Genomic DNA, 13,631 nt, shown 5'->3' on the forward strand with positions numbered 1-13,631 from the left:
TGCCGACAATGTCATTCATGCCGGCCACAAGGCAATCGTCGATGCGCATGCGCATGCGCATGCACGTGGCGCCAATGCGCGCGCGTGGCTTCACCCTGCTCGAGGTGCTGGCCGTACTGGTGATGACCGCGCTTGCCAGCACGCTGGTGGTGATGACCTTGCCCGATACGCGGCGCGATCTGCACGATCATGCCGACACGTTGGCCAGCGCGCTGATGCATGCACGCGACGAGGCGATCATGAGTTTGCGCATGGTGGAGGTCAGCATCGATGCCGGCGGCTATGCGTTCCGGCGTCAGGTGCAGCAGCGTTGGATCGCCTTGGATGAAACGCCATTCGCTACGATGCGTTGGCCGGAAGGCATCCAGGCGCAACTGCCGGCCGGCAGCAAGCAACTGAGTGTGCGCTTCGATCCCACAGGCGCGGCCACACCGCAGCGCATCGCATTGGGCGATGGCCGGCAACAGATGCAGATCGTGGTAGATGCCGCAGGCGTGGTGCAGGTCGATGCGCCCTCTCGCTAACGCACGCGCATCGGGTGGATTTTCGCTGCTCGAACTGATGGTCGCGCTGGCGATCTTCGGCATGGCGGTGGTCGGCCTGTTGAACCTTTCCGGCGAGAGCGCGCGCACAGCGGTGGTGTTGGAAGAGCGCGCGCTTGCCGCGGTGGTGGCAGAAAACCAGGCGATTGAAGCGACGCTGGCGCCGGCTTCGGCAATCCGTGCGCCTGCGAACGGGCGGGTAATGCTCGGCGGGCGCAGCTGGGAGTGGCAACGCCAGTCGCTGCCGGCCGGCGCGGCAGGCCTGTTGCGGATCGAGGTGCGCGTGCGTGCCGCAGGCCAAATGCAGGAAGTTGCCAGCCTGAGCATGCTGCGGAGCGCAGAATGATCCGCAAACAGCGCACGCGCGGCTTCACCTTGATCGAATTGTTGGTGGCCTTGGCGGTATTCGCGTTGGTGGCCGCAGCTGCGGTGGCGGTGATGCGGCAGAGCATCGATCAGCGCGATGCCGTGCGCGCGCGACTGCAGCAGATTCGCGACTTTCAATTGGCCCATGGCCTGCTGCGCAGCGACCTGCAGCAGGCCGCGGTGCGCCGTACCCGCAACAGCGAGGGCAGCGCCGCACGCAGCGCCTTTGCTGCGAGTGCGTCCGGGACGTACGGGCCCTTGTTCGGGTTTGTGCGACGTGGCTGGAGCAATCCGGACCAGGCGCCGCGTGCGTCGCTGCAATACGTGGAATATCGCATCGTGGACGGGCGGCTGGAGCGCAGCGCACGCTCTGCGCTCGACGGCGCGGCAGCTGGCACGCCGCAAGTGTTGTTGCGCGGCGTACGTTCGGCGGCGGTGGCATTCCATTACCGGGCGCAATGGAGCGATGGCTGGAGCGGTGGGCTTGAAGCGTTGCCGGATGCGATCGCGCTGGAGTTGGACCTGGAGCACTGGGGGCGCGTACGCCAACTGTTCCTGTTGCCGGAAGGGCGTACGTGATGGCACTGCACGCACCTGCCAGGCAACGCGGCGTGGCCTTGCTCACGGTATTGCTGCTGGTTGCCGTGATGACCTTGCTGATGGCGGCCGTGCTGGAAGACCTGCGCTTTGGTCTGCGCCGCAGCGGCAATGGCGAAGCCATGACGCAAGCGCAGTGGTACGCCCTGGGCAGCGAGGCCGTTGCGCGGCAACGCTTGCAGGCGCTGTCCGAGCGGGATCCGCTGCGCACTACGCTGGACGGCGGCTGGAACGACCAGCCGATCGGCTTTCCGCTGGACGACGGTGCGGTGAGCGTGCGTCTGCACGATCGCGGCGGCTGCTTCAATCTCAACAGCGTGGTCGTTGGTGCGCCCGAACAATGGCAGCGTAGCGATGAGGGCGCACGCCAATATCGCGCATTGCTCGACGTGTTGGGCATCGCCCCGCAACAGGCGCATGCGCTGACCGACGCATTGGTGGACTGGATCGACTCCGACACACAGCCGGGCGTGCACGGTGCCGAAGACGACCGCTACCTGCAGGCGGCCGCACCGCAGCGCACCGGTGCAACCTTGCTGGCAGGCGTCAGCGAACTGCGCGCCATCGCCGGTTATACGCCGCAACTGATTGCGCAACTGCAGCCGTATGTCTGCGCATTGCCGGAGGGCCGCTTGTCGCCGATCAATATCAACACGCTGCGCCTGGACGATGCGCCGGTGCTGGTGGCGTTGACCGGAGGAGCGCTGGAGCTGCCGGCCGCGCGACGCGTTATCGCTGCACGGCCGGCTGGAGGATGGCGCGACATCCGGCTGTTTCTCAGCCAGCCGGCGCTGATGCAGGCTGAGCTGTCCAATGCGGTGATGGAACAACTCGCACTGCGCACCCGCTATTTCTCTCTCTACAGCCAGGTCGACCATGCCGGCGCGCAGGTCATGCTGGAAGCGTTGCTGCAACAGGAAACGGCCGGCCGGATCCGACTGGTCGCGCGCCAATGGAGTTCTGACCAATGACCACCACGTTGTTGTTGCTGCCAGCCGATGCAGCCGCCGAATCCATTGCGGTGCGTGCAGATGCGCAGGGGCAGGTGCAATCGGTGGGTCAAGCCACCGCACCGCCCGAGCCATCCGCGCGCACCCTCCTGGTGGTGCCGGGTGTGGATGTGCATCTGCGCTGGTTGCGCTTGCCTGGCCGCAGCATGGCGCAATCACGGGCCGCTGCGCGTCTGCAACTGGCCGAGCATCTGGCGATTGAGACGCAGGCCCTGCATGTGGTGATCGCCGATAGCGCTGAGGCCGATGGCACGCGCCTGGTCGCTGCAGTGGACAGCGTGGTGATGCAGCAGTGGTTGGCGCGCGCAACGCAACTCGGCTTCGCTCCCGATGCGGTGGTGCCGGATTGCCTGTTGCTGGAGCCTGGTGCCGATGCGACGGCAGCAGTGATGCACTGGGACGGCCGTTGGCTGATCCGTGGCGCACAGCTGGCCTGCAGCCTGGAGCCAGAGGCAGCGCGTCTGCTGCTGGGCGATCGTGTGCCGGCAGTGCCGCCGGGGCCCGACCCAACGCACTCCATCGCCGGCTTTGCGCGCTCCGCTGCGCACGTGCCGATCGATCTGCTGCAGCACCCGTTCGCGAACAAGGCCGCTGCCGAGCAAAAGCGCGCTCCGCGCCGTCTGGCGGTGCTGGCTGCGCTGGTGCTGCTATCGCCGGTGTTGCTGTTGCTGGCGCAGACCTTGCGCTACGAGATCGGTGCGCGTGTACTGCAAGCGCGGACCGCCACGCAGTTGGGTGTGCACGATGCAGCGGCGGTGCCAGCCGCATTGCAGGCGCGTCGGCAGGCCGGCACGGCGACCGATCGCCTGGCGATGCAACTGAGCACCTTGTTCGCCGCAGTCGATACCCTTCCAGCGGCAGAATTGGATCAGCTGGACTACAACCCCGCACAGCCGTTGCGCGCGATCTTGCTGCACACCGATGACGCCAGCCTGCAGCAGCTCTCGGCGCGGCTTGCGGATGCTGGATGGCACCTTGATCCGGGCAGCAGCCAAGTCGAGGACGGTCGCATGCGGACACCGTTCGCGCTGGAGCCATTGCGATGAAGGCATCGCTGCAACGCGGCACGCAATGGTGGCAGACCCGGGCGCCGCGTGAGCGGCGCATGTTGGGCGTGATGTGCGCCGCACTGGCGGCATTCGTCGGTTGGTATGCGCTTTACGTCCCATTGCGGCACTGGCATGACCGGGCCTGGGCGCGCTATGCCGATGCTGCGCAGCTGGCGCTCGATGCATCTGCGCAGGCAGCGTCGACCAGACGCGCCGCCGCACTGGGCTCAGCGGCCCTGGCCGAGATCATCGCAAGCAGCGCACGCGATGCCGGCGTCAACATCACCTCCCAACAGCGCAGCGCCGTGGGCGGGGTGGACGTGCAGATCGAGGCCGTCGGCGCCGCCGCGCTGTTCGGCTGGCTTGAGCGATTGCGACAGGCGCACGGCCTGGCGCCGACACAACTGAGCGTGGCACGCGAGCAGGGCCAACTCCGCGTACGCTGCGGGTTTGCGGAATCGGGACCGTGACACGCATGCGCTGGGCCTTGATCTTGGTGTCGATGGCGGGCGTCGCGCTGCTGGCATTTGTCCCGTTGCGTCTGGTGCTGCCGCGCGAGGGGCTGCCGTTCTCGGTGCTGGATGTGGAGGGCCCGATCTGGGCCGGCACGTTGCGGCAGGTGCAATGGCAAGGCATCGTGTTCGGCGATGTGGCGGTGCGGCCGCGGGTCTGGCCGCTGTTGCGTGGCGAACGTCGGGTGCAGTTGCAGTCCACACAGTTGCAACTGCTGTTGGTGGACGGCGCGCAACGCGGCATGCGCAATGCACAGGGCCAACTCCTGGTGCGCCAGCCGGGTGGCGTGGCACTGATCGATCTGGCGGTGCAGCTGCAGCAGGTCGATCTGCTATTCGATGCCACCGGCTGCGTGCAGGCGCACGGGCGTGTCAGCCTGCAATTGCTGGCAAGCGGGGCGGGCGCGCTGCCCGGTCTGCCGCCACTGCGCTTGTCCGGGCAGCCGGCGTGCGTGGATCACACCGCCGTGCTGACCTTGCTGCCCGACACCGCATTGCCCGCCGGCGTGCAGGCCAAGGCGCAGCTGCAACTCTGGCCCGACGGACGCTGGCAACTGCAGTCGCGCGTGGATCCAGCGCAGGACGCAGTGTTGGGTGTCGGGCTGCAATTGCTGGGCTTCGCTGCTACTCCGGAGCGCGGGTTTTTGCGCAACGATGAAGGTCGATTGCACTAGAAACGCTATGACTGGCGACGTGCCACAGCGCCCGTCTTCTGCACCATGATCGTGCATGCGTTGCGGCTGGTATGTTCGTTGCGGCGATTGGATGGCGTGTAGGCTCATCCGTTGACAACGTTGTCGTCGTGGCGCGGCAAGCAGTCATCGCGGCACGGGTTCGCCTGTGCAAGTACTGCGATACGCGCTTTGGAATACACATGAGCACGCTGCGAAGGACGGTGACGCAGCCAGCAGTGATTGCGACGTCGGGGCCGCGACGTGGACTGCCCAGAATTGGTCTGGTCACAAGGAATTGGTCAGTGACTGGTCATGTGACAACGATGCCCAGTGCGCTCCCGATATCTTTGCACGCACCGTTGCAGGTCAATGGCGGCAAGGATCGGGTGCGCTTCCAGAGCGCTATCGAACGCTTTCGAAAGTGACTGTTGACACGATCTTTTAGAGACCATAAGAATCAACTCCACTGAATTGGTACTTTCCAGTCAGGGCCGTTGATCAGCAATGGCATGCGTGCCCGTCCTGGGACGGACGCGGCATCGGCACCCACGGGGGGGCTTGCGGGGTGCTCGCAGACAACAGATCGCAGGCGGTTCCGGACATCCGGAACTGGTGACCTGTGCGCGCGTGGTTGGGTTGCCAGCGCCGGGATCTGTCATCGCTGATCGATCGGAACGCCAGTCGCGTTGTCGTCCAGCCATTCCACTTCAGGATTTCTCATGTCGCCTCTCCCGCGTGCCTCGCTGCGTTGTTGTTCGCCCTCGTCGCTGTCCCTTGCCATTGCGCTGTCGCTGCTTGCCTGCGGCGCCAACGCGCAGACACAGGACGCATCGGCGGCGGCATCGGCGCAGATCTCCCAACTCGATGCCATCAAGGTCACCAGCTCGTACCAGAAGAGCCTGATCACGGCCATGGACAACAAGCGCGACGACGTGCGCATGACCGACGGCATCTCTGCGCAGGACATCGGCAAGTTTCCTGCCGAAAACATCGCCGAGGCGATCCAGCGCATTCCCGGTGTGCAGATTTCCACTATCAACGGGCGCGGTTCCACCATCAGCGTGCGTGGCCTGGGGCCGCAGTATTCGGCCACCACCATCAACGGCCAGGTGATCAAAAGCGCCGATTTCACCGATGGCTTCCGCTACGACATCATCCAGCCAGAAGTGGCCGCCGGCATCGAGGTGATCAAATCGCCGTCGGCGGACATGGACGCCGGTGGCCTGTCGGGCACGGTCAACATCAACACCACCAAACCCCTGGACTACCAGCAGACCAAGCTGCTGTTCTCAGCCAAAACGCAGTACTCCGAGTTTGCCGGCGGTTCGCCAACGCCCAAGGGCGTGCTGACCTATATCGACCAGTTCAAGTTCGGTGGCGGCGATCTTGGCGTGTTCCTCAGCGCCGGCTATCAGAAGCTCAAGGATCGCGCCGATTATCTGTGGATCGACCGTTGGTACACGCAGGCCACCGACGCCGGCACGTTGTATATCCCACGCCGTCCGCGCTATCGCTCGATCGAGCGCGAGACCACGCGCAAGATGTTCAATGGCGGTCTGCAATGGAAGCCTAGCGAACAGCTGGAGATGAACCTCACTGCGCTGTATTCGCAGGACAGGACCGCCAACGACATGAACCAGCTGGTGTACTCGTTCGAGCGCAGTCCGCTGACAGTGCTGCAGACCAACGGGCTGACCGCCACACAGGTGTCGGCGTCGGATTACTGGCTGGAAAATAATCACCAGATCGAACAGCACAATCTGTCCACTCAGTTGCTCACCTACGACTTCAAGTGGAAGGGCGATGCCTGGACGCTGAGTGGCGCGGCCAATTACACCCAGGGCAAGACCGAGGAGAACGAGCGCGCCGCGATCCTGGGACGGATTCCCTCTGCAACGCTGCTGGATACCTCCAATCCCGACGCGATCTCGCTGACCACCGATGCCGATGCCACTGACGCCAGTGCATGGAACAAGGCCAATCTGGTGCGCAGCGAATACCCCAACGGTTCCATCCAATCGCTCAGCAACAAGGAATGGTCGCTGCAACTGGATGCCGAACGGTATCTTGAACTGGGCGCGTTGAACGCTGTGCGCTTCGGCGCCAAATACCGTCGCGAAACCTTCGATCGCGATGTGCGCCGGCGCGACTTCTTGTATCTGCTCAGGACCGGTGCGGTGTCCGGCTTCGACATGTTCCCGGAGCTGTCCGCAGCCAGCAGCACGGTCAGCAACTTCCTTGACGGACAACTCGCCTCGCAGGACAGCTGGGTCACCCCGGACGTGGCGGCTTATGCGCGCTCGCTGGCGGCCGCGGGCATCACCGTGCCGGTGCTGTTCGCACCGCAGAGCAGCTACAGCATCGAGAACGACATTTCTTCGGCGTATGCGATGGCGCGCATCGACACCGACATCGGCAGCATGCGTCTGCGCGGCAATGTCGGCATGCGCTACGAAAATACCAAACGCACCACCGATACCTACCTGACTCAGGCGCAAGCCGCCAGCGACGACGCCAATGTCGTGGTCGGCACCGCTCGCGCGCCCTACGAGTATTCCAACTGGTTGCCCAGCCTGAATCTGGTGCTGGATATGCGCGAAGACTTGTTGCTGCGCTTTGCGGCCGCCAAGGTCCTGGTGCGGCCGATTCTGGACAGCAACACCGCGATCGCTTCGACGATTTCCACCGGCACCAATACTGGCGGCACCACCACCTATGTCGTCGCCCAGGGCCAGACCGATCTGAAGGCATTGACCGCTGACCAAGCCGACCTGAGCCTGGAGTGGTATTACGGCAACGGCGGCGCGCTGACCGTGGCCGAATTCTGGAAAAGCATCAAGAACGGCACCTTCAATAGCATCGTTTGCCCGGCCGCCTTTAACGGCACCGTGCTGTCCAGCAATGCAGCCGGCGATTGTGTGAGTAGTAACGGCGATATCTACGAGATCACCGCCACCACCAATGACCCGAGCAAGGTAAAGATTCGCGGTTACGAGCTGGGCTGGACGCAATCGCTGGATGCCTGGTTGCCGATCGATGGTTTCGGGTTCACCACCAATTTCACCCGGGTGATTCCGCAGCGCGATACCGATTTCAAGATCCGCAACCTGTCAGAACAGACCTGGAACGCGACCGCGTACTGGGAGAGCGCGCATTACTCGGCACGCGTGTCGCTCAATCATCGCAGCGAGTACGAACAGGACAGCAGCGACAGCTTCTTCGCGCGCGAAGGCCACATCATGAAGGCACGCACGCAGCTGGATGCAGTGCTTGGCTACCAAGTCAACGAGAAGCTGAGTTTCCAGCTGGGCGGCCTGAATCTCACCAACCGAAAGGAAGAAGCGTACAAGGACATCCCCAGCCGCTGGCAGATGACGGGCGTCACCGGTCGAAGCTACTACCTGTCGATGCAGTGGGACATGCTTTGATGCTGAGGCAGCGCGCCTCGGGCCGCCGTGCACAGTTGCGTGCGGCGTCCAGCAGTGAGGGCAACACTGCGGTTTCGTTGGAAGCGTGCCATGCACTGCAGTTGACCAGGCGCTGCCATGCGCAGGCGTGAGTTCCTAGCCGGCAGCGTCTGCGCCTCATCGCTGCTTAGCGCGCCTGCGCTGGTCTCTGGCGCGGCAGCCGCAGGCACCAGACGTGTCGGCACCAGCGCCAATCCGCGTCCCAGGCCACAGGGCTCCGCGACAGATGCCGGCGGCCAATGGCTGGATCTGGACGATGGGTGGCGCTTCCATGCCGGCGATGTGCCATTTCCGCGCCTGCTGGGGCAGGACGAGACGTACGCCAATGGCAAGGCGGGCCGGGCCTGGGGCGCAGCGGCGCCGGAGTTCGACGATACCGGTTGGCGGCAGCTGCAAGTCCCGCACGATTTTGTATTGGAGCAACCGGTGCGCGCCGACGCCAACGTCGCGCAAGGCTATCGCCCGCGCGGTATCGCCTGGTACCGGCGCACGTTTCGGCTGGAAGAGGCAGTGCGCGGCCAGGCGGTGGAACTGCGTCTGGACGGTGTCGCCAGCCATGCCACGGTGTGGGTCAACGGCATGCTGATGGCGCGCAGTTGGAGCGGCTACAACGGGCTGGTGATCGACATCACGCCCGTCGCACGTTATGGCAATGCATTGAACTGCATCGCCATCCGCGTCGATGCCGAGGCCATGGATGGGTGGTGGTACGAAGGCGGCGGCATCTACCGACACACCTGGCTGGTGCTGCGCGCGCCCCTGCATATCGCCGGCGACGGCCTGGCAGCCGTGCCGCGGGAAGGCCCAGACGATGTTTGGCAGGTGCCGGTGCAGTTGGACCTTGTCAACAGCGGTGAACAGCCCGCTGATGCGTGGGTCGACGTCGTCTTGCGCGACACGCATGGCGCTGTCGTGGCGCATGGTGAGACACAACGACGCGTCGCCGCATTCGGCACGGCACAGGCGGCGCTCAGCATCGCAGTGCCGCAGCCGCAGCGCTGGAGCGTGGACACCCCCGTGCTGTATCGCCTGCAAGCCGAAGTGCGCAGCGCGGATGGCCGCAGCGACCGTGCCGCATGCGAGGTCGGTTTTCGTAGCCTGCGCTTCGACGCTGATCACGGGTTTTTTCTCAACGGACGTCCGCTCAAGATCAAGGGCGTCTGCCTGCATCAGGACCATGCTGGCGTCGGCGTGGCGTTGCCCGATGCGCTGCATGTGTTTCGTCTGCAGCGGCTGAAATCGATTGGCTGCAACGCCATCCGTCTGCATCACGCAGTGGCGCCGGAACTGCTGCAGGCCTGCGACCGTCTCGGCATGTTGGTGATGGCCGAGAACCGCTTGTTCAATCCTGCACCCGACTATGTGGCGTTGCTGCGCAACATGGTGCGGCGCCAGCGCAATCATCCCAGCGTGTTTCTGTGGTCGCTGCTCAACGAAGAGCCGCTGCAAGGCACCGCCACCGGTTACGCGATCACGGCGCGCGCCGCCAGCGCGGTGCGGGCGCTCGACGACACGCGCCCAATCACCGCCGGCATGAACGACGGCATGTTCGCCACCGGCGGCGCGGCCGATGTGGTGGACGTGCTCGGTTTCAACTATCGGCAGTACAACTACGACCGCGTGCATGCAGCGCGTCCGCGCACGCCGATGCTGTCCAGCGAAGACACCAGTGCGTTTCAGACGCGTGGTGCGTGGTTCACCGATCTGGATGCGCACGTGGTGGCCGAAGACGACAGCCTGGCCGCGGACTGGGGCAATACCCATCGCCGCGCCTGGCAGCTGATTGCCGAACGCCCGTTCGTCGCCGGCAGTTTCGTGTGGACCGGCTTCGATTATCGCGGGGAGCCCACGCCGTTCGAATGGCCATCGGTGGGGTCGTTCTTCGGCATCATGGACCAATGCGGATTTGCCAAGGGCGCCTATTGGCTGCGTCGCGCCTTATGGATCGACGATGCGCCGGTACTGCATCTGTTGCCACACTGGAACTGGCCCGGCCGCGAAGGTCAGCCGATCAAGGTCATGGCGTTCTGCAATGCCGAGCAGGTGGAGTTGTGGCTCAACGGCCGCTCGCTCGGGAAACAAGCGGTGGATCGTGCGCAATCGAATCAGTGGCACGTGGACTACGCGCCGGGCGTGCTCGAAGCGGTGGCCTGGCGTGGGGGACACGAAGTGGCGCGCACGCGCGTCGAAACCACCGGTGCCCCGGTCGCGCTCAAACTCATCCCCGACCGCAGCGAACTACACGGCGATGGCCGCGATGCGCAAACGGTGACGTTGGAAGCGGTGGACGCGCAGGGGCGCCACGTGCCCGATTGCAATGCACTGCTGACGCTGCAGATCAGCGGCGGCCGGCTGTTGGGTATCGGCAATGGCGACCCGAATTCGCATGCAGCGGATCAAAGCACGCAGGTGGCGTTGTTCAACGGGCTGGCGCAGGCAATCGTGCAAGCCGGGAGCGGTGCGGGCGTGTTGCGCCTGCAGGCAAGTAGCCCCGGATTGCGCGATGCAGTGCTTGATATCGGCCGCACGTCGGCGCCGCTGCCGGCATCGGTGCCGATCGCGGCGCCAGTGATGGTGGTCGAAAGCTGGCGCCACACCGCTGCATTCGCGCAGCCGCCCGCACCGGACCTCCCGCGCCGTCCTAACGACAACAACAGCTGGAGCAATACGTTGCCAGGCACCTTGGAAAGCGCCCCCGAACGTGCCGGCTATGTGTTGTATCGCAGTCAATTCACACCGTGGCAGGGCATGCAAACCCGCGGCGGCATACTCGACCTGGGCCGCCTCAGCGGGCCGGCGCAGGTATTTCTGGACGGCCGCGCGGTCGCCCAGGCAGCGGCCGGAACACCGGTCACCGTGGCGCTTGCACCCGCGGCCGGCGAGCGCACCCTGGCGGTGATTCTGCAGGTCGCTGCCGATCAACCATTTGGATTCCACGACGTCGTCACCGTGCATTATCGGAACCCGCCATGACCTTTTCACTGTTTTCCTCATCGTCGCCTGCGCGCGTGTTCGCCGTGGTGCTGGGCGCGTTGCTCGCCACTCCGGTCCCCGTGCTGGCGGCACCGCCCGCGCAGGCTGTCGTGCAGCGCCTGATCGGCGCGCGTGCCGCCCAGTTCGACATGACCGTCGCACCGCGTGGCGATGGTGCAGACTGGTATCGCATCGACGCCGGCGGCGACACGGTGCGCATTGCCGGCTCCTCGCAAGTAGCCTTGGCGCGTGGCGCCTATGCGTATCTCGGTCAAGCAGGAGCGGCCTCGATGAGTTGGGAGGGCGACCGCGTGGCGCTGCCAGCGCAATGGCCGGCCTACCGCAGTGGTCAAGTGCGCACGCCATTTGCCCACCGCGCCTATCTCAATACCTGCACCTACGGCTACACCACGCCGTTCTGGGATTGGCCGCGCTGGCAGCGCGAGATCGACTGGATGGCCTTGCATGGCATCGACATGCCGCTGGCGATGGAAGGCCAGGAAGCGATCTGGCAAGCGTTGTGGCGCGAGTTCGATGTCGGCGATGACGCGCTGGCGGAGTATTTTTCCGGCCCGGCATTCACGCCGTGGCAGCGCATGGGCAATATCGAAGGCTATCGCGCACCGCTGCCGCAACACTGGATCGATAGCAAACGCGTGCTGCAGAAGCAGATCCTGACGCGCATGCGCGAGTTGGGCATGCAGCCGGTGCTGCCCGCATTTGCCGGCTACGTGCCCAGGGCGTTCGCGCAGGCCCATCCGCATGCGCGCATCTATCGCATGCGCGCCTGGGAAGGCTTTCACGAGACCTATTGGCTGGATCCGCGCGATCCGCTGTTTGCCAAGCTCGCGCGGCGCTTCCTTGAGCTGTACGCCCAGACCTACGGCGCAGGCGAGTTCTACCTGGCCGATGCCTTCAACGAAATGCTGCCACCCGTGGCCGACGATGGCAGCGACGTGGCCGCCGCCAGGTACGGCGACAGCATCGCCAACTCCGATGCTGCGCGGGCAAAAGCGGTACCGCCAGCGCAACGCGATGCACGCCTGGCCGAGTACGGGCAGGCGTTGTATCGCTCCATCGCGCAGGTGAATCCGAAGGCCACCTGGGTGATGCAGGGCTGGCTGTTCGGTGCCGACCGCCAGTTCTGGCAAGCGCAGGCGATCGCTGCATTTCTCGGCAAGGTGCCCGACGCGCGCTTGATGGTGCTTGACATCGGCAACGACCGCTATCCCGGTACCTGGAAGGCATCGCAGGCCTTCGACAACAAGCAGTGGATCTACGGCTACGTGCACAACTATGGCGCTAGCAATCCGTTGTACGGCGATTTCGCGTTCTATCGGCACGATCTGCAAGCCTTGCTGGCCGATCCGGACAAACGCAATCTGCGCGGCTTCGGCGTGTTTCCGGAAGGCCTGCACAGCAACTCGGTGATCTACGAGTATCTCTACGCGCTGGCCTGGGAAGGCCCACAACAATCGTGGTCGCAGTGGCTCACGCACTATCTGCGCGCGCGCTACGGCCGCAGCGATGCTGCATTACTGAGCGCATGGTCTGATCTGGAAGCAGGCATCTACCAGACCCGTTACTGGTCGCCACGCTGGTGGAACAAGCGTGCCGGTGCCTACCTGCTGTTCAAGCGGCCGACTGCCGACATCGTCGATTTCGACGATCGTCCTGGCGACCCGCAACGCCTGCGCCGCGCCATCGATGCGTTGCTGCGGCAGGCCAACCGTTATGCCGATGCGCCGCTGTATCGCTACGATTTGATCGAAGACGCACGCCACTACCTGAGCCTGCAGGCCGACCGTCAATTGCAGGCAGTGGTGCAGGCCTATAATGCCGGCGATTTCGCGCGCGGCGATGCGCAGCTGGCGCGCACCACGCAACTGGTGCGGGGACTGGATGCGCTGATTGGCGGTCAATACGAAACCTTGGCCGACTGGACCGGCCAGGCCGCCGCTGCGGCCGGCCACGATGCCGGATTGCGGCGCGCCTATGTCGGCAATGCGCGAGCGCAGGTCAGTGTCTGGGGCGGCGACGGCAACCTTGCTGATTACGCGTCCAAGGCGTGGCAGGGCATGTACGCAGACTTCTATCTGCAGCGTTGGACGCGCTTTCTCAGCGCGTATCGTGCTGCACGCAAGGCCGGCACGCCGTTCGATGCGGTGGCCATGGATCACCAGCTTGCAACATGGGAACGCCAGTGGTCCGCGCAGGACGAGATGTCGAAGCGTCAGCCGCCACGTGAGCCATTGAGCTTGCTGCACACCTTGCTGGCACAGTTGGATGCGCACGATCCAAGGCAACGCGCTTCGCAGGATCGCGGGCCAGACGCGCGGCAGGAAAGTGCATCCGTTGGCGTTCACAGCACCACGCAAGGGGTCGCTCAATGAACGCATCCGTGTTGCGCATGGCGTTCATGCCGGAGCGCAGTGGCGTCG

General features: G+C 64.7%; 10 protein-coding genes. All 10 read left to right on the forward strand.

The features are described 5' to 3' along the window. Positions 1-53 precede the first annotated feature (53 nt). The 10 genes from EO156_RS17030 (at position 54) to EO156_RS17075 (ending at position 13,583) form a co-directional block, all read left to right on the forward strand. A complete protein-coding gene (locus EO156_RS17030) occupies positions 54-524 on the forward strand; it encodes a GspH/FimT family pseudopilin (RefSeq protein ID WP_087944845.1) in 471 nt (156 codons plus the stop codon). After that, positions 508-888, forward strand: coding sequence for a type II secretion system minor pseudopilin GspI (gene gspI / locus EO156_RS17035; protein WP_016849404.1), 381 nt, complete (start codon positions 508-510; stop codon positions 886-888). Before EO156_RS17030 ends, gspI begins: the two co-directional genes overlap by 17 nt. Then, the gene (gene gspJ, locus EO156_RS17040) at positions 885-1,487 is read left to right on the forward strand and encodes a type II secretion system minor pseudopilin GspJ (RefSeq protein ID WP_016849403.1); all 603 of its coding nucleotides are present in this window, start codon (positions 885-887) and stop codon (positions 1,485-1,487) included. Before gspI ends, gspJ begins: the two co-directional genes overlap by 4 nt. Beyond that, on the forward strand, positions 1,487-2,476 hold the full coding sequence (gene gspK, locus EO156_RS17045) for a type II secretion system minor pseudopilin GspK (RefSeq protein ID WP_016849402.1): 990 nt from the start codon (positions 1,487-1,489) through the stop codon (positions 2,474-2,476). The genes gspJ and gspK overlap by 1 nt, the downstream gene beginning before the upstream one ends. After that, positions 2,473-3,561: a type II secretion system protein GspL gene (gspL, locus tag EO156_RS17050; protein WP_005911083.1), complete on the forward strand. Its 1,089-nt coding sequence runs from the start codon at positions 2,473-2,475 to the stop codon at positions 3,559-3,561. Before gspK ends, gspL begins: the two co-directional genes overlap by 4 nt. Continuing rightward, positions 3,558-4,034, forward strand: a complete 477-nt coding sequence (gspM, locus tag EO156_RS17055; protein ID WP_003482652.1) for a type II secretion system protein GspM — start codon at positions 3,558-3,560, stop codon at positions 4,032-4,034. Before gspL ends, gspM begins: the two co-directional genes overlap by 4 nt. Positions 4,035-4,039: 5 nt before the next feature. Then, positions 4,040-4,750: a type II secretion system protein N gene (gene gspN, locus EO156_RS17060; RefSeq protein ID WP_005911079.1), complete on the forward strand. Its 711-nt coding sequence runs from the start codon at positions 4,040-4,042 to the stop codon at positions 4,748-4,750. A gap of 719 nt (positions 4,751-5,469) precedes the next feature. Beyond that, complete coding sequence (locus EO156_RS17065) at positions 5,470-8,178, forward strand: TonB-dependent receptor (protein WP_016849401.1); 2,709 nt, start codon at positions 5,470-5,472, stop codon at positions 8,176-8,178. A 117-nt stretch (positions 8,179-8,295) separates the two neighbouring features. Continuing rightward, entirely contained in the window at positions 8,296-11,190 is a 2,895-nt protein-coding gene (gene galA / locus EO156_RS17070; RefSeq protein WP_016849399.1) for a beta-galactosidase GalA, read from the forward strand. Continuing rightward, positions 11,187-13,583 (forward strand): alpha-N-acetylglucosaminidase, encoded by a 2,397-nt coding sequence (locus EO156_RS17075; protein ID WP_016849398.1) that lies wholly within the window; start codon positions 11,187-11,189, stop codon positions 13,581-13,583. The genes galA and EO156_RS17075 overlap by 4 nt, the downstream gene beginning before the upstream one ends. The last annotated feature ends 48 nt before the right edge of the window (positions 13,584-13,631 follow it).

Origin of the sequence: Xanthomonas sp. DAR33341 (assembly GCF_003992815.1) — a bacterium.
In the GTDB taxonomy this organism is placed as follows: Bacteria; Pseudomonadota; Gammaproteobacteria; order Xanthomonadales; family Xanthomonadaceae; genus Xanthomonas; species Xanthomonas cissicola.